The sequence below is a fragment of the Streptomyces sp. WY228 genome (genome assembly GCF_019287315.1).
Classification (GTDB): domain Bacteria; phylum Actinomycetota; class Actinomycetes; order Streptomycetales; family Streptomycetaceae; genus Streptomyces; species Streptomyces caviscabies.
Map to the genome: position 1 here is coordinate 580,205 of NZ_CP079114.1, position 19,814 is coordinate 600,018.

At 73.4% G+C, this 19,814-nt stretch carries 12 protein-coding genes and 1 pseudogene; 6 read left to right on the top strand and 7 right to left on the bottom strand.

Annotated features, from left to right (window positions below):
* Window positions 1-115: 115 nt before the first annotated feature.
* Window positions 116-979, bottom strand: a pseudogene (locus KV381_RS02495) (FUSC family protein); the annotation flags it as partial.
* A 283-nt stretch (window positions 980-1,262) separates the two neighbouring features.
* On the opposite strand from KV381_RS02495, the gene KV381_RS02500 reads away from it, so the two are divergent.
* The 3 genes from KV381_RS02500 to KV381_RS02510 all read left to right on the top strand — a co-directional run bounded on the left by KV381_RS02500 (window position 1,263) and on the right by KV381_RS02510 (window position 4,001).
* Entirely contained in the window at window positions 1,263-1,772 is a 510-nt protein-coding gene (locus tag KV381_RS02500) for an Lrp/AsnC family transcriptional regulator (protein WP_030629114.1), read from the top strand.
* A gap of 37 nt (window positions 1,773-1,809) precedes the next feature.
* A complete protein-coding gene (locus KV381_RS02505; RefSeq protein ID WP_050504947.1) occupies window positions 1,810-2,502 on the top strand; it encodes an HAD family phosphatase in 693 nt (230 codons plus the stop codon).
* 266 nt (window positions 2,503-2,768) lie between these two features.
* Window positions 2,769-4,001 carry a serine/threonine-protein kinase gene (locus KV381_RS02510; protein ID WP_193463605.1) on the top strand — a complete coding sequence of 411 codons (1,233 nt, stop codon included), beginning with the start codon at window positions 2,769-2,771 and terminating at the stop codon, window positions 3,999-4,001.
* A 46-nt stretch (window positions 4,002-4,047) separates the two neighbouring features.
* Here the strand turns inward: KV381_RS02510 and KV381_RS02515 are convergent, their stop codons facing one another.
* The 3 genes from KV381_RS02515 to KV381_RS02525 form a co-directional block, all read right to left on the bottom strand.
* Window positions 4,048-5,040: an aldo/keto reductase gene (locus KV381_RS02515; RefSeq protein WP_030083142.1), complete on the bottom strand. Its 993-nt coding sequence runs from the start codon at window positions 5,038-5,040 to the stop codon at window positions 4,048-4,050.
* A 125-nt stretch (window positions 5,041-5,165) separates the two neighbouring features.
* Window positions 5,166-6,572 (bottom strand): ricin-type beta-trefoil lectin domain protein, encoded by a 1,407-nt coding sequence (locus KV381_RS02520; RefSeq protein WP_030629127.1) that lies wholly within the window; start codon window positions 6,570-6,572, stop codon window positions 5,166-5,168.
* An 82-nt stretch (window positions 6,573-6,654) separates the two neighbouring features.
* Window positions 6,655-7,560, bottom strand: coding sequence for a family 16 glycosylhydrolase (locus tag KV381_RS02525; protein WP_030083138.1), 906 nt, complete (start codon window positions 7,558-7,560; stop codon window positions 6,655-6,657).
* Window positions 7,561-7,850: 290 nt separating this feature from the next.
* Between KV381_RS02525 and KV381_RS02530 the strand changes: the two genes are divergently transcribed.
* Complete coding sequence (locus tag KV381_RS02530) at window positions 7,851-8,414, top strand: DNA polymerase ligase N-terminal domain-containing protein (RefSeq protein ID WP_030083136.1); 564 nt, start codon at window positions 7,851-7,853, stop codon at window positions 8,412-8,414.
* Window positions 8,415-8,449: 35 nt separating this feature from the next.
* On the opposite strand, the gene KV381_RS02535 is transcribed toward KV381_RS02530, so the two are convergent.
* Entirely contained in the window at window positions 8,450-13,621 is a 5,172-nt protein-coding gene (locus KV381_RS02535) for a HEAT repeat domain-containing protein (protein WP_218784367.1), read from the bottom strand.
* Window positions 13,622-13,763: 142 nt separating this feature from the next.
* On the opposite strand from KV381_RS02535, the gene KV381_RS02540 reads away from it, so the two are divergent.
* Window positions 13,764-15,122 (top strand): geranylgeranyl reductase family protein, encoded by a 1,359-nt coding sequence (locus KV381_RS02540; RefSeq protein ID WP_218784368.1) that lies wholly within the window; start codon window positions 13,764-13,766, stop codon window positions 15,120-15,122.
* A 79-nt stretch (window positions 15,123-15,201) separates the two neighbouring features.
* On the opposite strand, the gene KV381_RS02545 is transcribed toward KV381_RS02540, so the two are convergent.
* Window positions 15,202-15,699 (bottom strand): hypothetical protein, encoded by a 498-nt coding sequence (locus KV381_RS02545; protein ID WP_030629135.1) that lies wholly within the window; start codon window positions 15,697-15,699, stop codon window positions 15,202-15,204.
* 331 nt (window positions 15,700-16,030) lie between these two features.
* Here KV381_RS02545 and KV381_RS02550 point away from each other — a divergent pair, with 331 nt between their 5' ends.
* Window positions 16,031-17,632: a CDP-glycerol glycerophosphotransferase family protein gene (locus KV381_RS02550; RefSeq protein WP_256995006.1), complete on the top strand. Its 1,602-nt coding sequence runs from the start codon at window positions 16,031-16,033 to the stop codon at window positions 17,630-17,632.
* Window positions 17,633-17,641: 9 nt separating this feature from the next.
* Here KV381_RS02550 and KV381_RS02555 read toward each other — a convergent pair whose 3' ends face one another.
* Entirely contained in the window at window positions 17,642-19,648 is a 2,007-nt protein-coding gene (locus KV381_RS02555) for an ATP-binding protein (protein ID WP_218784370.1), read from the bottom strand.
* Window positions 19,649-19,814 lie beyond the last annotated feature (166 nt).

Below are 19,814 nucleotides of genomic sequence, written 5' to 3' on the forward strand. Positions count from 1 at the left end.
CCACAGACTGCCGAAGACGCCCGTGCCCGCGCGTCAAGCGGCGCCAGTGAAACCCTGTCTGATCTGCGGAAAGACCCGTCAGACCCCGCGATCCCGGCCACCGCACTGTTGACAACACGAAGAACATCATCCAGCTGTACGAAACCGCCGCCGTGTAGAAGATGCCGAAGACGCCGACCGCGACGACGACGGCGGTCGGGACGGCCGCGCCGTCGAGCGGGATGGCCACGGCGAAGCCGGAGACGATGCCGACGACGGTCCCCAGGACCCGGCGGAATCCGCGGACGAGCGTTTCGCCGCGGGAGGTGGTGTTGACGAAGACCCACCAGGTGGCGCCGACCGCCCAGTACCACCGCTCGTCGGACAGGACCTGTCCGATGCCGAGCGCGAAGGCCCCGCCCAGGGTGGCCTGGACGGCCTGCCGGGTGGTGATGCGCAGCCGGCCCCGAAGCTCCGGCGGGGCGGGCAGGGCCGGGGCGGGGAGCCGTCGCTCGTAGCACCACAGGCCGAAGCGCACGGCGGACGAGGCGCACAGGGACAGCGCCACGGCGGCGTACAGCTCGGGCAGCTGGCCGGGCACGGTGTGTAGGAACTGGGCGGCGAAGAACATCATGAACGCGAAGACGCCCAGCGCGTGCCCGCGCGACCCCCACCGCCGGGCGTACACGCCCGCCCCCATCACGGCGAGGAAGGTCAGGTCCCGGGCGACCTGCTGGTCGTGCAGGACCGCCGCGACGGCGAGGACGGGCAGACCGGCGACGGGGAGCAGGGCGGTGGTGACCGCCTGCCCGCGCACCGTCGGGTCGGTCACGGTGAAGAGGGCGAGCAGTGCCGCGAGACCGCCGGTGATGGCCGCCACGAGCGAATGCCCGGCGAGCCCGCACAGCGCGACCGCGAGGCCGATGCCGAGAACGGCCCGGCCGGCGAAGCGCAGCCGGACCCGTCCCGGGTCCGGCGCCACGAACACCCTCTTCAGCACGCTTCCACCCCTTCCGCGTCGCCGCGGTACTCGCATGAAAAAGGCGCCGCGGAAGTCCGCAGCGCCATCGACATCACCATTGCAGCACCCACCGGGCCCATGGATCAAACCGGGAGGAATATCCTGTACCAATGGACCAGTGGATTGGCCGACGAATCAGCCATCAGCATGCCAACGGACCATTCGCGCGATGAGCACGCGCCGCCGTCGCACCAAGGCGCCACCATCACGCTGGGTACAGTCGGAGCCGCACCCGGACGGCTCGGAAGGAGATCTGCGGATCATGGCGGTGGACGCTCTCGACACCCGCATCCTGCGCCTGCTGATCGAGCAGCCGCGCACGAGCGTCCGGGAGTACGCGCGCATCCTCGGCGTGGCCCGCGGCACCCTGCAGGCCCGGCTCGACCGGCTGGAGCGCGACGGCGTGATCACCGGCACCGGGCCGACCCTCTCCCCCGCCGCGCTCGGCCACCCCGTGCTCGCCTTCGTCCACCTGGAGGTCACCCAGGGGCATCTGGTCGAGGTGGGCGACGCCCTGGCGGCCGTGCCCGAGATCATCGAGGCGTTCTCGACGACGGGCGGAGGCGATCTGCTGACCCGCGTGGTCGCCCGGGACAACGGGCACCTGGAGGACGTGATCCAGCGGCTGATCCAGCTGCCGGGGGTCGTCAGGACGCGGACGGACGTGGCGCTGCGCGAGCGGGTGGCGCACCGGGTGCTGCCGCTGGTGGAGTCCGTGGGGCGTGCGGCGGGCGAGCGGGACCGGCCAGGTCCCGGGACGGGTCAGGGGTGAGCCGTCCGGCCGGTCCGGGCTACGGCATGCTGGGGCCATGACATCCCGCCCCGTGACCACGTCCGGCCTCCATGTGATCTTCGATCTCGACGGGACGCTGGTGGACAGCGAACCGAACTACTACGAGGCGGGGCGCCGGCTGCTCGCCCGGTACGGGGTGCGGGACTTCGGCTGGGAGGCCAACGCCCGGTTCATCGGCATCAGCACCCTGGAGACGCTGACCGTCCTGCGCGCGGAGTACGGGATCGAGGCCCCGCTGGAGGAACTGCTCGCCGGGAAGAACGCCCTGTATCTGGAGCTCGCCGGGGCGTCGACGGAGGTCTTCCCGCAGATGCGGGTGCTGGTGGAGCGGCTGTACGCGGCCGGGGTGCCGATGGCGGTGGCCTCCGGTTCGTCCCGGGCCGCGATCGAGGCGGTGCTCGCGGTCACCGGGCTCGACGCGTACATCCCGCTGTACGTCTCCGCCGACGAGGTCGCGCACGGCAAGCCCGAGCCGGACGTGTTCCTGGAGGCGGCCCGGCGGCTGGGGGTGACGCCGGCGGACTGCGTGGTGCTGGAGGACGCCCCGGCCGGAGCGGCGGCCGCTCATGCGGCGGGCATGCGGTGCATCGCCGTGCCCTATGTGCCCGAGACCGCGTCCGACCCCGCGTTCAAAGCCGCCGATCTGCTGTTCGCGGGCGGGCAGTCCGCGTTCACCGCCGATGCCGCGTACCACCGGATGCTCGGCTGAGACGGGGTCCGGCGGGCTTCGCCGGCACCGGGGCGGGCGGGCAGAGGTGCCGGGCCGTCAGGCGAGCCCGGTGAAAAGGCCGTCGGGGCATCCGGGCTCCGCCGGACAGATATCCTGATCATGTCGTTCGCCGCACCGCCCACGACTCCGCCGGAGCCCGGGGCTCCGGGGGGACCGACAGCCGGAGCGGGCCACAATGCGAGATAGGTGCACAGGTGCTGGTAGCTGGTCGGTACCGATTGGTATCCCCCATCGGTCGTGGCGGCATGGGCGAGGTGTGGCGCGCCACGGACGAGGTGCTGGGGCGCGCCGTGGCCGTGAAGCTGCTGCTGGGCGACCAGGCGGACGCCTCGTCGACCGCCCGCTTCCGGCTGGAGGCCCAGACCGCCGCCCGGCTGAGCCACCCGCACCTGGTGGCCGTGTTCGACTTCGGCGCCTGGGAGGACCGATTCTTCCTGGTGATGGAACTGGTCGAGGGGCAGAGCCTCGGAGATCTGCTGGCCGCCCAGGAGCGGGTCCATCCCGAACAGGTCGCCCTGATCGCGGGCCAGGCGGCCGCCGGGCTCGCCGCCGCGCACCGCCAGGGCATCGTCCACCGCGACATCAAACCGGGCAACCTGATGCTGGACGCCGACGGCTCGGTGAAGATCGGTGACTTCGGCATCGCCCAGTTCGTCGACGACCCGTCGACCGCGCTCACGACGGCCGGTCACATCGTGGGCACCAGCCTCTATCTGGCACCCGAGCGCGCGCTGGGACGCACCGCCGACTCCGCCTCCGACATGTACTCCCTGGGTTGTGTCGTCTACCAACTGCTGCTCGGTCAGCCGCCGTTCAAGTCCGATACCGCGACGGCCACGCTGTACCAGCATGTCGACACCCCGCCGGTCCCGCTGCGGCAGCACGGTGTGGACATCTCCGCCGCCTTCGACTCGTATCTGCTCGGGCTGCTGGCCAAGAAACCCGAGGAGCGGCCCACCGCCCAGCAGGTGGCCGACTGGTTCCGCACCGACGCCTGGCGCGGTCGCCCGGAGCCCCTCCCGATGCAGACGACGCCCCCGTCCCACCGGGCATCCGCCCCCATGGCCCCGAAGCCCTCGCCCGCCGCACCGCCCGCGCCGGTCGGCCCGACGACGTACCGCCTTCCGGGGCCCACCGGCCGAAGACGGCAGGCTCCTACCCGATCGACTCCGGCCCGCCGCCGCAGCACCCGCGAGGCGATCCGGCGGCGCCCCAGGGTGGCCAGTGCCATCGCGGGCACGGCGACGTTCCTGGCCGCGGTGTATCTGGGGATGATCCTGTTCTCCCCGGACTCCAGCTCCGCCGGCACACCGGATCAGAGCCCGTCCTCGGGACCCTCGCAGGACGTCCGCGACGGCGGCGGACAGCAACCCGACCAGCAGGGCCAACAGGGCCAACAGGGCCAACAGGGCCAGGAGAACGGCAACGGGAACGGTCACGACGGGGACAGCGACGAGGACGACGAGCGGGACGACTGAGTCCCGCCCGCCACTCCCCCGGCCCCCGGCCCCCGTCTCCCGCCGCTCACCAGCGGTCGTGGACCTCCGCGCGGATCGACCGGTCGTACAGCTCCCGCACCGCGTCGAGCGTGGCCTGCGGCAGCGGCGGCAGATCGGCCGCCGCCGCGTTGGCACGGGCCTGTTCCACCGAGCGTGCGCCGGGGATCACGCTGGTCACGCCCGGCTGCTGGATGATCCAGCGCAGCGCGGTCTGTGCGGGGGTGGCTCCCTCGGGGGCCAGTTCGGCGAACTCGGCGGCCGCGGCGACACCGGTCGCGTAATCGATGCCGGAGAACGTCTCGCCCTGGTCGAACGCCTCGCCGTGCCGGTTGTAGGTGCGGTGGTCGTCGGGGCCGAAGACCGTCTCCTTGGTGTACCTGCCCGACAGCAGGCCGGAGGCGAGCGGAACCCGGGCGATGATGCCGACGCCCGCGGCGACGGCCGCCGGAAGGACCTCGTCCAGCGGCTTGAGGCGGAACGGGTTGAGGATGATCTGTACGCTCGCGACGCCCGGGCGCGCGATGGCGGTGAGGGCCTCGGCGCAGGTCTCGACGCTCACCGCGTAGGCGGCGATCCGCTGCTCGGCGACCAGGGTGTCCAGGGCGTCGTAGACGGCGTCCGAGGAGTAGACGGCGCTGGGCGGGCAGTGCAGTTGTACGAGGTCGAGCGTGTCGGTGCCGAGGTTGGCCCGGGAACGGTCGTTCCAGGTGCGGAAGTTGTCCAGGACGTAGTTCTCCGGCACCTGGTCGAGGCGGCGGCCCATCTTGGTGGCGACGAAGACGTCGGCGTCGGGGCGGTTCTTGAGATAGCGGCCGATGAGCTGTTCGCTGCGGCCGTCGCCGTACACGTCCGCGGTGTCGAAGAAGGTGACGCCGGATGCGACGGCCGCGTCGAGGAGCCCGAAGGCGTCGTCCTCCGCGACCTCGCCCCAGTCGCCTCCGAGCTGCCAGGTGCCCTGTCCGACGACCGAGACGTCACGGCCGGTCCTGCCGAGTGTGCGCTGTTCCATGAGGATCATGCTATTCCGCTTCTTGTGTGGCCGTTCTCGCGTGCAAGGAGGAGGGAAAGGGGTGGACGGCGGCAGGAGCACCGCTGCCGCCGTCCACGTCTCTGAGCCGCCCGGTGCGACGGGCGGGCCGGGGATCAGCCCCGGTACTCCGCGAGGACCCGGGTGAAGTCCCACGGTTGCTGTCCGACTCCGGAGCAGGTGTCGGCGCCGCCGCCGGTGCAGGGCCGGTCGCGGTTGACGGACCAGAAGGTCAGCCGGGCGAGGTGCCGCTGCTGGGCGTAGGCGAGGATGGTGCGGAAGTCGGCGACGGTGATGGTCTCGCCGACGTCGGTGGTGCCGTTCATCGAGGAGATGCCGGTGTGCCGGTAGGCCTGGTCGTCGCTGTAGCCGTAGGCGTTCTTGACGGCCGTCTTGAGGCCTTCGGCGGCGCGGACGCTGAGCGTCCCCATGTTCTGGCCGTTGCCGCCGAAGTTGAACGGCATGATCGTCCAGCTGTCGACGGTGAGACCGGCCTGCGCGGCCCGGTCGATGAGGCTGGTGTCGGGGCCGTTCTGGCCGGTGCCGAAGGTGATGTACAGCTTGATGCCCGGGTTGTTCGCGCGGATCGTCCGCAGGGCGTCCACGGTGCGCTGCTGGACCGTCGGGGAGTCGTAGGCGGCGGCTTCGATGTCGATGTCGATGGCCTTGAGCCCGTACGCGTCGATGACCTTCTGGTACGCGGCGGCCAGTTCGCCCGCGCTGCCGCAGGAGCTCTCCAGCTTGTTGCCGCTCCAGCCGCCGAACGACGGGATCACATCTCCGCCGGCGGCCCGTACGGTGGTGATCGTCTGCTGGTCCACGCCGCCGGTGAGCGGGCGGCCGCCGTCCCACTGGGGGTTGCAGTAGCCGTTGCTGAGGACGAAGGCGAGGGTGAACCACGTGACGCCGGTCGCGTTCATCACGGTCGTGGGGCTGGGCGGGCTGCCCCAGCCGTTGTAGAGGTAGGGCGCGACGGCCATCGGGGAGCTGCCCGGGTCGGGGTCGCCGCCGCCGGACGGGGCGTTCCACTTCTGGTTGGCGGCTCCGGTGCAGGTCCACAGCTGGAGCCGGGTTCCGTTGGCCGAGCTGTTGCCGGTGGCGTCGAGGCACTTGTCGGCGGCGACGGAGACGATGTCGCGGGCGGCGGAGACCCCCCACCGCTGGTTGGCGGCTCCGGTGCAGTCCCACAGCTGGAGGACGGAGCCGTTGGCGGTCGCGCCGTCCTTGACGTCGAGGCATTTGCCGAGCGCCCGAACGGTGCCGTCGGACCGTACGTCCCACTGCTGGGCGCCGGTTCCGTTGCAGTCGTAGAGCTGTACGGCGGTGCCGTTGGCGGCGGAGGCTCCGGCCACGTCGACGCATGTGCCGCCGATGCCGGAGATCTGTCCGACCGCGGCGACGGCCGCGCCGGCGGGGCTGCTCGGGGTCAGGAACGCGGCCATGGCGGCGAGCGCCAGGGCGGACAGCGCGAGGCGCGCCGGCCGTCTTCGCGGGGTGCGTGGGTGTCGCGGAGCTCGGGTCATGCGGTCACCGTCCTTGTCGGAAAGAGCCGGTGCCCGTCCGCGGACTGCCGCGGACGGGCACCGGGGCCGCTGGTTCCGGTGGTCAGTCGCCGGTCGTCACACGGACGTAGTCGATGACCATCTGCTGCGGGAACTGGGTGGAGCCGTCGGGGTCGCCGGGCCAGTAGCCGCCGACCGCGAGGTTCAGGATGAGGAAGAAGGGCTTGTTGAACACCCACTGGTTGCCGCCCAGGTCGGCGGGGGTGCGCTGCTGGAAGACGTTGCCGTCGACGGACCAGGTGATGGAGTCGGGGGCCCAGTCGATGGCGAAGGTGTGGAAGTCGTCGGCGAACGCCTGACCGTTGGGCAGGGTGTACGCGGCGCCGATGCCGCCGGAGCCGGAGTATCCCGGGCCGTGCAGGGTGCCGTGGACGGTGCCGGGCTCGAAGCCGACGTTCTCCATCACGTCGATCTCGCCGCTGTCCGGCCAGCCGACGTTGCCGAAGTCGTCGCCCAGCATCCAGAACGCGGGCCAGATGCCCTGGCCGCGCGGGATCTTGATCCGGGCCTCGACGTGGCCGTAGGCGGCGGCGAACTTGCCCGAGGTGTTGAGCCGGGACGAGGTGTACTCGCAGGTCCCGTACCAGCACTGGTAGTTGCCCGGGTTCTCCTTCCGGGCGGTGATCACGAGGTTGCCCTGGCCGTCGAGTGCGGCGTTGTCGTTGCCCGGGGTGTAGTACTGCCGCTCGTGGTTGTTGACGTTGTCGCCGGTCTCCAGCTGCCACTTGCCGCCGTCCACTGCGGCACCGGCCGGCCCGTCGAACTGGTCCTCGAAGACGACCGCCTGAGCCCCGGGGCCGGGCGCCTTAGAGTCGGCGGGTGCGGCGGACGCTCCGCCGGGGAGTGCCGTCAGGATGGCGGAACAGCAGAGCAGCGAGGCCGCGTAGAGGGCGACGCGGCGACGCCGGGAGACGCTGCGCGCCGTGGAGTGCGTGGGGTGCACGGTCATCACATCACTTCGTGGGGGGACATGTGCATGACAGATGGACGCCGAGAGGTGAACGGTTGGGGCGATCACCTCGGGCGCATATTTCAATTCTTGATTTAAGGGAGTGCCGCAGGAGCCGTCAATAACCTGGTCCAGACCGAAGAAGGAACGGCATGTGGCATGGGCATATGCGCCTGAAGACAGCCGCACATCGTGCGGTTCGCACCATACGGCCGCAGAGTGGAGATACAGGAGTTGCGGAAGACGCGGACGAGCGAGCCGAGTGGCGATCCGGACGAAGGGAGCACGACGTGGAGAACAACGGCCTGCCACGACCCCACTTCGTCGTGCAGATCCATGACGCACGCCGACTGCACTTCGACTTCCGGCTGGAGGTCGACGGCGTACTGAAGTCCTGGGCGGTGCCCCGCGGGCCGTCGGAGAACCCCAGCGACCGCCGGCTCGCCGTGCCGACGGAGGATCACGCCCTGGAGTACCGCGAGTTCGAAGGGGTCATCCCCCGGGGCGAGTCCGGCAGCGGCACGGTCATCGTCTGGGACCAGGGCACCTACCGGCCGCTCGGGCACGACGGCCAGGGCGACCGCGTCCCCTTCGCCGAGTCGCTGGAGCTCGGCCACGCGACGTTCTGGCTGTACGGGGCGAAGCTGCACGGCGAGTTCGCGCTCACCCGCATCCAGAAGGGCGACGAGCCGGACAGCGGCGGCCACGAGGCATGGCTGCTGATCAAGGCCAACGACCGTCTCGCCGTACGCGGCAGGCCCGGCTCCCCCGACCCGTACCACGCCCGTTCCGCCCGTACGGGACGGACGTTGCACCAGGTCGCCGCCGCGGCGGCCCGGCAGTCGGCGGTTTGACGACAGGCCCTGGGCTCCCGGGCCGGGGGCGAGCGTCACGTCTCCGGGCCGAGGATCTCGGCGAGCACGCCGGTGTAGAGCGACCGCCGGTCGGGCCGGGCGTGGGCCGCGGCTCGGCGCAGCACCGGAACCGCCGGCGCACCGAACCCGACGAGCGCGTCCCGCGCCGCTCGGCGGACCACCGGCTTCGCATGGTCGAGGAGCCGGACGAGGTCGGGCAGCGCGGGCTCCCAGGAGGCGCGGCCGAGCGTCCGGACCGCCATGCGCACCACGTCCGGCAGCGGATCGGACAGCAGGAGAGCGGTGAGCCGGGCGTGCGTGTCCCGGTCGAACAGAGCGCGCGAGGTCCGGTGGGCGTGCAGCCGCACCCCGGCACGCGGGTGGCGCAGCAACTCCTCGACCAGGGAGCGCAGTTCCGGGTCAGGACCGGCTCCGGGCCCCGGCGCGCGCTCCTCGACGAGCCGGGTGAGCACGCGGCGGGTCTGCTCGGGCGTTCCGGTGCGGGCGAGGCCGAGCAGTTCCGGCAGCGTCTCGGGGGCGGCCGGGGCGGCCGGGGTCCGGGCCGGGGTACGCAAGGCGTCGAGCGCGGCGGCGTCCTCGTGTCCGGCCCCGGACGCGCGCAGGGGCCCGTCGACGAGCACGAGCGCGTCGGCCAGGGCCTCGCGGCCTTCGGTACGCAGAAGGCGCTCGGCCCTGGTCAGCGCGGGGGTCCGGAGCAGGCGGAGCCCGGTCAGCAGGTCGAGCAGCCCGAGGTCGCCCGCCTCGATGCGCGGCGTCAGAAGATGGGCGAGCGCATCGGCCCGCACGTGGCGCACCGCGGTGCGGGCCGCCTCGCGTACGGCGGGCGGACCGTGCTCCCACCACCCGACGATCAGCGGGACGAGCGGGAGCAGATCGTCCTCGGGCAACCGCGCCGCCCAGCGCAGCACCCGCTCGGGCAGCACGCCGCGGGCGGTCAGCTCGGCGACGGCGGGGTGGCCCTCGGGGCGGTCCGTGGTGGGGCAACCTTCGGGGTGGTCCGTGGGGCGGCCCGTGGGGTAGCCATCGGGGTGGTCCTCGGTGTGGCTCCCGGTGTGGCCTTCGGTGTGGGCGAGGAGGTCCAGGGAGGCGGCTTCGGGAGGTACGTCGACCCGGCCGCGCAGATACGCGCGCAGCACGGCGAGCGAGGCATCCGGTTCGGGCCACCTGCTCAGGGCCCGCGCGGCGGTGGTGCGGCGCTCCGGCTGCTCGGCGTCCAGCATGGCGAGCAGGCGGGCCCGCTGGGCGGCCGACCGGGGCTGGTCGAGACCGTCCGCCCGCACCGGACGCGACGAGGCTCCGGCGGCCGTGCTCGCCGCCCGGGTCTCGGCGATGGTCCACTCGGGCGCGTCGAGCGGCTGAAGCTCGGTCATCCAGTCGCCAAGTCGATCCCGCACGCCGGGCGCGGACCCCGGGTACGCCTCGACGAGCGCGGCGAGCAGGTCCCGGGACCCGGGCGCGGCGGGAACCCTGCCCGCCTTCACGGCCGGAGCACTGCGAGCGCTCGGAGCGCCCGGAACGCTGGGACCGATCGGAGCGCTGGAACCGATCGGAGCACGAGGGCCGATCGGAGTACGGGAAGCACGGGGACCGCCGGGAGCGTCTGAGGTTCCGGTCCCGGTGGTGACAGTGCGCGCCCGGAACTCCGCCAGCGCCTCGGGGGTCCGTACCGCCTCGGACAACTCCGCACGCCACGCCGCCGGTTCGTCGGACGCCCCACCCTCATCCGGCACACCGAACGCCTCGCGGAGCACGGCGGGCGCGGCCCGCCAGGGGTCGGCGCCGAGGTGGGCGGCGGCCAGGGCCCGGTCGAGATCGGCGCGGACGAGCACCGCGCCCGACCGCCGCAGCAGCGTGAAAGCGGAGGCGGCCGCCCCGGCCCGGAGCGGGCTGTCCGGGCCGACGGGCGGCAGTCCGCGCAGCCCCTCGACGACGGCGAAACGCTGGACGGCGGACAGGTGCGGTACGACGGCGTGCAAAACCTCGATCAGCTCCTCGGCCCACCCGGCCGGCCCGCCCGCCCCGGCCCACCCGGTCTCCTCACCCGTGGCGGCGTCGAACACGTCGGTCACCGTACCGGCGTACCGGGCGAACACCGCCACCTCGTCGGCGGACCACGGCCCCGGGCACAACCGCAGCCCGCACCGCACGAGGCGGCCACGGAGTCCGGCCTCGCCGACGCTGTCGGCCAGGCCGAGCCAGTCCACCAACAGGGCACGCGCTGAAGGCAGTTCGCGAGCGATACCGACATCCGGAGGCACGGGCCGCCGGGCGATGCGCAGGGCGAGCGCCGGGTCCCATCCGGTCCGCAGCAGCGCCGCCACCTCGGGGTCGGCCGCACCCGGCGGCTCGACCGGAGCCCCGGTCGGTGTCGGCACACCGTGCCGGGCCAACGGTTCCGCCAGGTCCGCCACGGAGCCGGCGGCGAGCCGTACACCGCCGTCGGCGACGAGCGCCAGCAGGGCGGGCACGACCGGCGAGGCGCCCACGTCGAGGGCGAGCACGGCGCGGGCGGTGATCTCGCCGTCGAGGGCGCGCAGCAGGAGGCGGCGGGTGTGCTCGTCGCGGGCCTCCTCGGCGGCGGCGAGGAGGGTCGCGGCGTAGGCCCGGCCCACGACGGCGCGCAGGGCCCGGGTCAGCGCGGACCGCAGCCCCGGGTTGTCGTCGCGGCCGAGCGCCCTCAGGAGGTGCGGGACGGAGGCGGGCGCTCCGGTGTGGAGGAGGGCGGCGGCCGCGGTCTTCCTGATGTTCATGTTGGGGTGGTGGAGGCGGCCGGCGACCGCCTCGCCCGCCCAGCGGGCCCGTGCCGTGCCGAGGGCCAGCAGGGCCGCCCGTACGGTCCGGATGTCCGGGTCGGAGGTCAGCGGGACGAGCGTCGCGGACAGGGCCCGCGCGTCCTGGCCCGAGGCGTCGTGGGCCAGCAGGGCGATGACGTGCTTGCGTACCTGCGCGTCGCGGGTGCGCAGCATGCGGTGCACCCGGGCCCGGGTGGACGCGGTCGCGGGGACCTGGAGCAACGCCTTGAGCAGCACGGCCTGTTCACCGCCGGTGAGCCCGGGGCGCTCCAGCAGACCGAGCACCGTCGCGGTGAGGAACGCGTGGCCCGCTCCGGTGTCGTCCTGCGCGTCGAGCAGACAGACGGGCCTGATCCACCGCCGCCCCCGCAGCCGGCGCCCGAGGGCGCGCACGGCTTCCAACGCCTCGTGCGGCAGCTCGGGTTCGCCGTCCGGCCGGGGCGGTTCGGCGGGCTCGACGCCGCGGAGCGGAGCGTCCGTCCTCGGCCGGTCCGGGCCGTCGGCGGGGTCGCGGGGCGCGGCGAGGTCCCGCACGACGCGCAGGAGGAGGTCGGCCACGAGGGGCAGCGTCGCGGCGTCGGCGTACGCGGCGATCCGGCACAGCGCCGCCACCGGGTCGTCCGCGTCCACGCGGGCTCGCAGGACGGCGAGTTCCCGCTCGTCGGGGCCGTCGAGGTCGGCCTCGATGCCGGGCGGGAGGGCCTGGGGGTCGAGCCGGGCGAGCAGGTCGCGGCGCTGCGCGGGTTCCTGGGTGAGGTGCCACAGGAGTGCCGCGGCCCGGTCCCGTACGGGGCGCAGTTCGGGCACGACCGGGAGGCGGGGTGCCCGGTCCGGAGCCGTGGACGGACCGTCCGCCACGCCATCCACCGGGCCATCCACCAGGCCATCCACCGGGCCGCCGATTCCGAGCCCTCGGGCCAGTGCCGATCGCGTACAGTCGCCGCCGATGGCCTCCAGGGCGTCCAGCGCGGCGGACGGGGCCGTGGGCAGCAGGGCGAGTACGGCCTCCTCGACGCCCGGCGGGCGCAGGACGCGGATCGCGTCGAGGAACGGACGCGGCGCACGGGCGGCCGGGAGGAGCCGTGCGACGGCCTCGCCGATGGGGACGTCGGCGGCCCCCTGCCGCGCCAGGGCGACGAGAAGTTCCAGCCGGCGCGGCCAGTCCGGGGCGGTGGGCGGTGCGTCGAGGAGGGCGTCGAACAGCGGGCGACGGCAGGTGTAGAGGACCGTGGCGATGTCGTCGGCCGGCAGCGTGCGGTCGGCCAGGGCCAGGGCGAGGAGCTGCCCGGTGTCCGGCTCCGCCGGGAAGTGGCCGCGCCGGTGCAGTCCGCGCAGACAGGTCAGTACGGGCCCGGCGAGCAGGAGGGGGTCCGTGGCGGCCAGGGCCACCAGGCGGCCGATGTCGGTGCGCTGTGCCTGGTCGCCCAGGAGTTCCACGGCCTGTCGGCGCAGAGCCGGGGCTTCGGACGGGTCCTCGGCCGTGGTCCAGAGCACCATGGGGTGGCCGTGCCGGGCTCCGGCGAGCAGGGCCGCGGCCGCGAGCGCCTCCGACCACACCGGCCCGCCGCCCTCGGCGCGCCGGCCACCGCCCCGGATCCCCGGACCATCGGCACACCGGCCGCCGCCCCGGGCGTCGACCGGCCGGCTCAGCAGCGATGCGTCCAGGGGCGTCACCACCGCCCAGGGCTCGGCGAGTTCGCGCAGCGCACCGGTCACGACGTCGTGCTCGGGCGCGTCGAGCAGCCGGACCAGCCGCCCTCGGACGAACGCCGGTGCGAGCAGTCCGGCGTGCAGCCCGTCGCGGGCCAGCCGCAGCGCCTCGGCCCGGAGGACCGGGTCCCCGCTGTCGACGAGTTCGGCCACGAGCAGGTCGGGGCGGCGCGCGTCGGCGGCGGCGCTCTCGCGGACGGCCCGGTAGAGGAGTTCGCCCGCCGGTTCCACGCGGAGGACCGCCGGGTCGTCGAGGAGTTCGGTCCGCAGCCAGGCGATCCGTACCCGGGCGGGCAGCGCGGCGGCACGCCAGTCGGGCAGCCGGTGACCCGGCGTCTGCGTGACGAGCCGGGCGTGGAGCCGCGCGAGCAGGAGGGATTCCTCGGGCGATTCACCCGGGGAGGCGGGCAACAGCCGGGCCAGGAGTGCCGGATGACCGCCCCGGCCCCCGCCGCCGTGCCCCGCACCTCCGCCCCCTCCCCCGCTTCGGCCTCCGGTGTGCGGGGTGTCCGTGCGTTCGGCGAGGAGGGTGAGGCCGAGGTGCCGTATCCGGGACGCGGGGTGCCGGACCAGCCGGGCGAGCAGCTCCGGGGAGCAGGTGCGGGCGTCGAGGCGTCGGGCGAGCAGACCGGCGTCGGCGCGGTCGAGGGCGTCGCTGATCGGTTGGTCCGGTCGGGTGGTCACCGACGGAGCGTAGACGCCGCATTCACTCCTTCGCCTCGGGATATTCGGACGCCCGGTTCCGCACCGGCCCCGCCCTGATCGATGATGTCGGCCGGGGCCGCCGCCCCGGCAGGAGCAACAGCCGTTGGACGAAGGGGTTGTGATGCGGGAACTGCCACCGGACCCGTCGACGACGAACGCGCGGGATGTGCCCCGTACGGGAGAGGACGCCCAGGTGATCGTGGTCGGGGCGGGCCCGGCCGGCTCGTCGGCCGCGTATCACCTGGCGCGGGCCGGAGTCGACGTGATCCTGCTGGAGAAGGCCCGTTTCCCCCGGGAGAAGGTGTGCGGCGACGGTCTTACCCCGCGCGCGGTGCACCAGCTCATCCGGATGGGCATCGACATCACCGCACCGGGCTGGACGCGTTCGCGCGGTATGCGCTGGGTGGCCGGGGAGCACCGGGTGCACATCGAATGGCCCGCGCTGGGCCGCTACCCGGACTTCGGCCTCTCCCGCAGCCGGCACGACTTCGACGACATCCTGGCCCGGCACGCCGTGGCGGCCGGGGCCCGGCTGTTCAGCGGCTGGAAGGCGGAGCGGCCGCTGACGGACCGGGCGGGCCGGGTCACCGGCGTCGCCGCGTCATCGGACTCCCCGGACGTGCCGGAGCCGGTCGACTTCCGCGCTCCGATCGTCATCGCCGCCGACGGAGCGTCCGCCCGCCTCGCCCTGGCGCTGGGCCTGGAGCGGGACCCCCGGCGACAGATCGCGACCGCGGCCCGGCGCTACTACCGCAGTCCGGAGCGCTCCCGGGAGGAGTATCTGGAGCTGTGGGCCGACCTCCGCTTCCCGGACAGGGGCCCGTACCTGCCCGGTTACGGCTGGATCTTCCCGATGGGTGACGGCCGGGTCAACGTCGGGCTCGGAGCGCTCCCCCACCGGCGGCACGGCAAGGCGGACCTGCGCGCGACCCTGGACCAGTGGCTGGCCCGGACCCCGGAGGAGTGGGGGCTGCGCGAGGAGAACGCGGAGGGCCCGGTCCGCAGCGCGGCCCTGCCGCTCGGTTTCAACCGCCATCCGCTGTACGCGCGGGGGCTGTTGCTGGTCGGCGACTCCGGCGGGATGGTCAGCCCCTGGAACGGCGAGGGCATCGCGCAGGCGATGGAGGCGGGCGAGGTCGCCGCCGAGAGCGCCGCCCTCGCCCTGGCCCACCCGCAAGGGCCGCGTCGCGAACACCTGTTGCTCGGCTACCCGGTGGAGATGAACCGCCGCTGGGGCCGCTACTACCGGCTGGGCAACACGGCCGCCGATCTGATCTTCAGCCGCTCGGGCTTCCAACCGGTGCTCAACCGGTACGTCATGGGCTCGCCGTTCCTCCTCGACGCGCTGGCCCGGCTGCTCACCGACCTCACGGACAAGCCCTCGCGCGATGTGGTCGACCATGTCCTCAACACGGCGTTCCGTCTCGTCCCGGCGCCGAAGCCGGGCCTGCGCGGCGGCGGGCGGTTCCGGAAGCGCTGAGCGTGGGGCGGGCGGACCGGGCCGGGGCGGTGACGCGTGCTCCGGCCGGCCCCGCAGAATTCGGCCCTGCAGGATCCGGTCAGGAGGCGGCGGGCCGAGCGGTGCCGTCCGGCTCCGGTCCGTCGTCGGCGCGCAGCGCGCGGCGGGCCTCCGCGACGAAGTGCTCCTTGGCGTCCTCCAGTTCGTCGGGGCGGGCCTGGCCGCGCAGACCGTCGACGATGCCGCACGCCGCCCGGTGGACCTCCGACGGGCCTTCCAGGGCGACCTCGGCCAGGGCCGACGACAGCGTGACCGCCCCCGGGTCGCCCCCGACTCCGGTACGTGCCGCCGTGACGGCGCGCTCGGCGGCATCCAGGAAACGCACGTAGGTCTGCCGACGCAAGTCGAGCACGCGTACCGAGGCCTGTTCCCGCAAGGTCATACGAACCGTGTCGAGCATCGCGTCGGCCTGCCGCTCACCGGCGAGCCGGGCGGCCTCCGCCTGCCTGATCCCGGCGCTGCGGCCGAACCAGCCGGTGACGGCGCCGCCCGCGATGGCGGCCGCCGCCGTGATCAGTGCGATCACCCATTCACTCATGAACGGCATTGTCCCGTCCGGCAGGTGACGTGCGCCGCCCGCCCTCGTCGACTGGGACGGGGATCACGTGGGCTCGGTCGTGGCGGTGCCGGAGCGATACGATCACCGCATGCCGTCCCGAACCCGCGAACCGCGTCTGATGTGGGAGAACTTCCCGTCCTCGGACCCGTACCACGGTAGAATCAAATGATTGAAGCGACGGGCGACGGGCGACGGGCGACGGGCGACGGGCGACGGGCGACGGGCGACGGGCGACGGGCGACGGGCGACGGGCGACGGGCGACGGGCGACGGGCGACGGGCGGACCGTTCTCTTTGCCGTGAGGTCCGCGGTGGCTCTGTACCGCCTCCTCGACGTGCTGCCGGTGCTCGCCGGTGACGATCGGATCAGCACCTGCTTCACGCTGGTGCCCGGGTCGGCGTTCGGTGTGGATGCCCTGGCGGCCGTCGACACCGCGGGAGCCCGGATCATTCCGTGGGACGAAGCCCGCCTCCGCGTGTTCGACCTGGTTCTGGTGGCCAGCCCGAAGGGCGATCTGCGGCTGCTGCACGGCCACCGCGTGCTCCTGCCGCACGGTGCGGGTTTCAGCAAGACGATCCGTAGCGAGGGCTCGCCCGGCTCCGCGTCGGGACTGGACCCGAAGTACCTCCTGCCCGGCGAGGGCAGCCGGACGACCGTGCACGCCCTCGCCCACCCTCATCAGGTCGACCGGCTGCGTGCCGCGAGCGCGCACCACGGCGAGAGGGCACAGGTCGTGGGAGATCCCACCCTTGAACGCCTTCTCGCATCCCGTTCCCTCCGTGACCGGTACCGCGCCGCGTTGGGCACCGGCGCACGGCAGTTGGTGGTGATCGCCTCCACCTGGGGCCCTCGGTCGCTGCTCCGTCAACGCCCGGAGCTAGCAGCGGAGTTGGCTTCCGCACTGCCCCACGACACCCATCAACTGGCACTGATCGTGCACCCGAACGAGCGGGCCCGGGTGGGCACGTTCGAGCTGAGGGAGCACCTGGCGCCCGCTCTCGACGCGGGTATGGCGCTCGTCGGGGCGCACGAGGAGTGGGCCGCCACGCTCATCGCCGCCGACGCGCTGATCACCGACCATGGTTCGGCGGCTCTGTACTACGCGGCGGTGGCCGACCGTCCGGTGATCGCCGCCTGCGACGGGGGCGACGAACTGATCGCGGGCAGCCCGATGGCCCGGCTGCTGGGAACGGTTCCCCGACTGGGCCCGGCCCGGGAGATCCACCGCGCACTGGCCGCATACCGTCCGGGGGCCGGACCGGAGGCGGCCGGGGCCGCGTTCGCCGAGCAGGGACACGCTCTGGACCGCATGCGGCACCTGCTCTACGGACTGCTCGGCCTCACCGAGCCCCCCGGGCCGGTCGAACCGCGGACGCTGCCCGCCGTGTCTCCCACGACCCGTACGCCGGCCGCCTTCGACGTCTTCCTCGACCGGGCCGGCGACCGGGTGCGGGTGGACCGCTTTCCCGCGCACACAGGGCTGCCGGGGAACCACCTGGCCGTCGAGTACGGTGCGGCCGGCGAACGGAACGTACAGAGCGCCGGGTTGCTCTACCGCCGCCCTCTGGCCACCGGGCCGGGTCCGCTGGACGCCGCGTGGACGGCGGGCGGCTGGTCGGCCGATGCACTCGACCGGTACCCGGGCTGCCGGGCGGCGGCGGCCGTGCTGCCCTCGGGGACGAGCGTTCTGCGGGTCCGGGGGAACGGCCGGCTGCTCGCCGTCCGGGCCGAGCCCCGGATCGAGGACGGCCGTGTGGTGCGCGCCGATCCGGCGGCGGTGCTCTCCGCCGTACACGCCTGGGTGGTGAAGCGGGAGGAGCCGCCTCCCGCTCTCCACTGCGTCCTCGGACACCGCGACTTCCGGGTGGTGGTGGCACCCGCCACGGCCGCAGAGGAGGCCCGGACCTTCTGATCGGGCGTCTCAGGCCAGCCCGTGCCGGCGCCTGAGCTCTTCGGCGGCGTTCCGGTGCTCCTCGGCCTCCCCGGTGTTCCCCTCGTCGTCCGCGATCCGGGCGAGGACGTCCAGGGCCCCGGCAGCCCCGAGGTCCGACTTCCTCCCCCTGGCCGCGTCCAGCGACGCCTCGACGAACCCGCGGGCCTCCGCGGTCCGGCCGACCTGGCACAACGCCTGCCCGAGGGCGAGCCCGGTGCGGCCGGTCATGCGCGCCCGCCCCTGGGTCAGGGCCGTCGCATGGGCCAGGGACAGCAAGTCCGCCGCGGTCTCCGGATCACCGAGCTTGAGGTGAGCCTCTCCCAACCGGTAGGTCAGCAGCATCTCTCCGTACGGGTTGGGGATCGCCCGGTGCAGGTGGCGGGATTCCTCGAAGTCCTGGACCGCCGATGCCCAGTCGCCCCGTACACCGCTCAGCGTTCCCCGGAACTCCACGACGGAGGCGCGCAGCTTCGCGTCCCGCACCGAGTCGCCCAGCATGCGCGCTCCGGCCGCCGCGTGCCGGAGCGCGTCGCCGGCTTCGTCCGTCCGCCCGGACTGCCAGAGCGAGCGGGCCAGTTGGGAGTAGGTACGCACGATGGCGGGGATGTTGTTCCCGGCGCGGACCGCGGACTCGTTGGCCGTACGGAAGACCTCGGACACATCGGTCTGGTGCGGGTGATCCAGGAAGAACGTCCATACGGGTTCGCTGAGCTGCCAGGCCTCCTCGTCCCAGCCCCGCGCGTGGGCGAGGCGCACACAGGCGAAGAGCGTGTGCCGCTCCTCGTACAGCCACCGCGCGGCCCGCAGTTTCCGCGCCTCGGCGACGGCCGGGTCGGTGGCCTCCTCCGGGTTCTCCAGGAGGGCGTCCGGGGCTTCTTCGCGTTCGAGTACATCGTCCGCGACGGTGAGGCGCGGGCCTGCGGCGAACCGGTCCGCCAACTGGCTCTGGTGCAGCACCCATCGGACGAACCGGAGCTGGGCCGTGGCCAGTTCGCCGTCGGCAGCGTCCAGGCGCGCCCGGCGCCGGGCGTGATCGCCGAGCCACTCGGGGAGCCGGATCCGGCCGTTCTCCCTGTGCAGCAGGTCCCGGATGTCCAGGAAGCCCGCCCGGTTCAACTCCTGCAGGGCGTCGTCGCAGGCTTCGTCGCCCAGCCCCAGGAGCGCCGCAGCGGCCTCTCTGGTCAAGGAGATGTCCGGGACTCCGGCCAGCAGGCGGTACAGGAGAGCGGCCTCCGGTCGTAACTCCGTGTACGTCTCGTCCCAGAGGGATTCCACTTCCGAGATTCCCTTCTCCTTGAACTGCGTGGACAGCTCGGTGATCAGTCGCGACAGGGGGAGCAACGGATTTCTGCGCACCCAGCCGCCCACCGCATGCAGCGCGGCGGGGAGGCCGGAGCACAGCCTGACCAGTTCCCTGGCGGCGGCCGGATCGGCTGCCAGTCTGCGGTCGCGGACGAGGAGGCCCAGCAGCTCCAGCGAAACGGACTCCGGGAAGGACGAGAGGGCGATCTCCAGCGCCGTGCCGTCGGCCAGATCCGGAAGCGGACCCCGGCTCACCAGGATGACCACGGCGGTGCCCGACGGCGGCAGCAGCGGGGCGACTTCGGAGTCGTACTTCGCGTTGTCCAGGACCAGGATCAGGGGTTCGTCCCCGGTCTTCCGCCAGAACTGCCTGCTCCGGTCGTCGAGCCGGGCGGCGAGCGTCTCCACCTCCAGCGAGTTGAGCAGATGGCCGAGTACGTCCCCGGCGTCGAGCCGGCCGCGCAGCCGGAACCGGTCGAGGTCGGCGGTCAGCACCCGCCCTCCGGTCCGGGCGTACCAGGTACGGGCGATCCGGTGGGCGAGCTCCGTTCTGCCCAGTCCGGCGGGACCCCACACCACCACGGGAAACGCGCGGTTGGGGGCGGTCCATTCCTCCAGCCCCGCGAAGACCTGCGCCGTCTCGTCCTCACGGTCGACGAAGTGCGCGATCTCCGGCGGAAGTTCCGTCGTCATCCTGGTCCGGCCCCGTCCACGCGATCAGCATTGCCCAGGCGAAGCGTACGCAGGTTCCGGTGGGAACGGACAGGATCCCGGGGCACGTGTCCGCCACCGCCCGGGAGTGAACGCCGCAGATGGGCGTACGGTTTCGACGGCAGGTGACCGGTCGGCCGGAGGAACG

Excerpts from the sequence above, each read along its gene's own strand:
- KV381_RS02520 (WP_030629127.1), bottom strand. The coding sequence starts at position 6,572 with ATGACCCGAGCTCCGCGACACCCACGCACCCCGCGAAGACGGCCGGCG.
- KV381_RS02545 (WP_030629135.1), bottom strand. The coding sequence starts at position 15,699 with ATGAGTGAATGGGTGATCGCACTGATCACGGCGGCGGCCGCCATCGCG.
- KV381_RS02525 (WP_030083138.1), bottom strand. The coding sequence starts at position 7,560 with ATGACCGTGCACCCCACGCACTCCACGGCGCGCAGCGTCTCCCGGCGT.
- KV381_RS02505 (WP_050504947.1), top strand. The coding sequence starts at position 1,810 with ATGACATCCCGCCCCGTGACCACGTCCGGCCTCCATGTGATCTTCGAT.
- KV381_RS02555 (WP_218784370.1), bottom strand. The coding sequence starts at position 19,648 with ATGACGACGGAACTTCCGCCGGAGATCGCGCACTTCGTCGACCGTGAG.
- KV381_RS02540 (WP_218784368.1), top strand. The coding sequence starts at position 13,764 with ATGCGGGAACTGCCACCGGACCCGTCGACGACGAACGCGCGGGATGTG.
- KV381_RS02510 (WP_193463605.1), top strand. The coding sequence starts at position 2,769 with ATGGGCGAGGTGTGGCGCGCCACGGACGAGGTGCTGGGGCGCGCCGTG.
- KV381_RS02500 (WP_030629114.1), top strand. The coding sequence starts at position 1,263 with ATGGCGGTGGACGCTCTCGACACCCGCATCCTGCGCCTGCTGATCGAG.
- KV381_RS02515 (WP_030083142.1), bottom strand. The coding sequence starts at position 5,040 with ATGATCCTCATGGAACAGCGCACACTCGGCAGGACCGGCCGTGACGTC.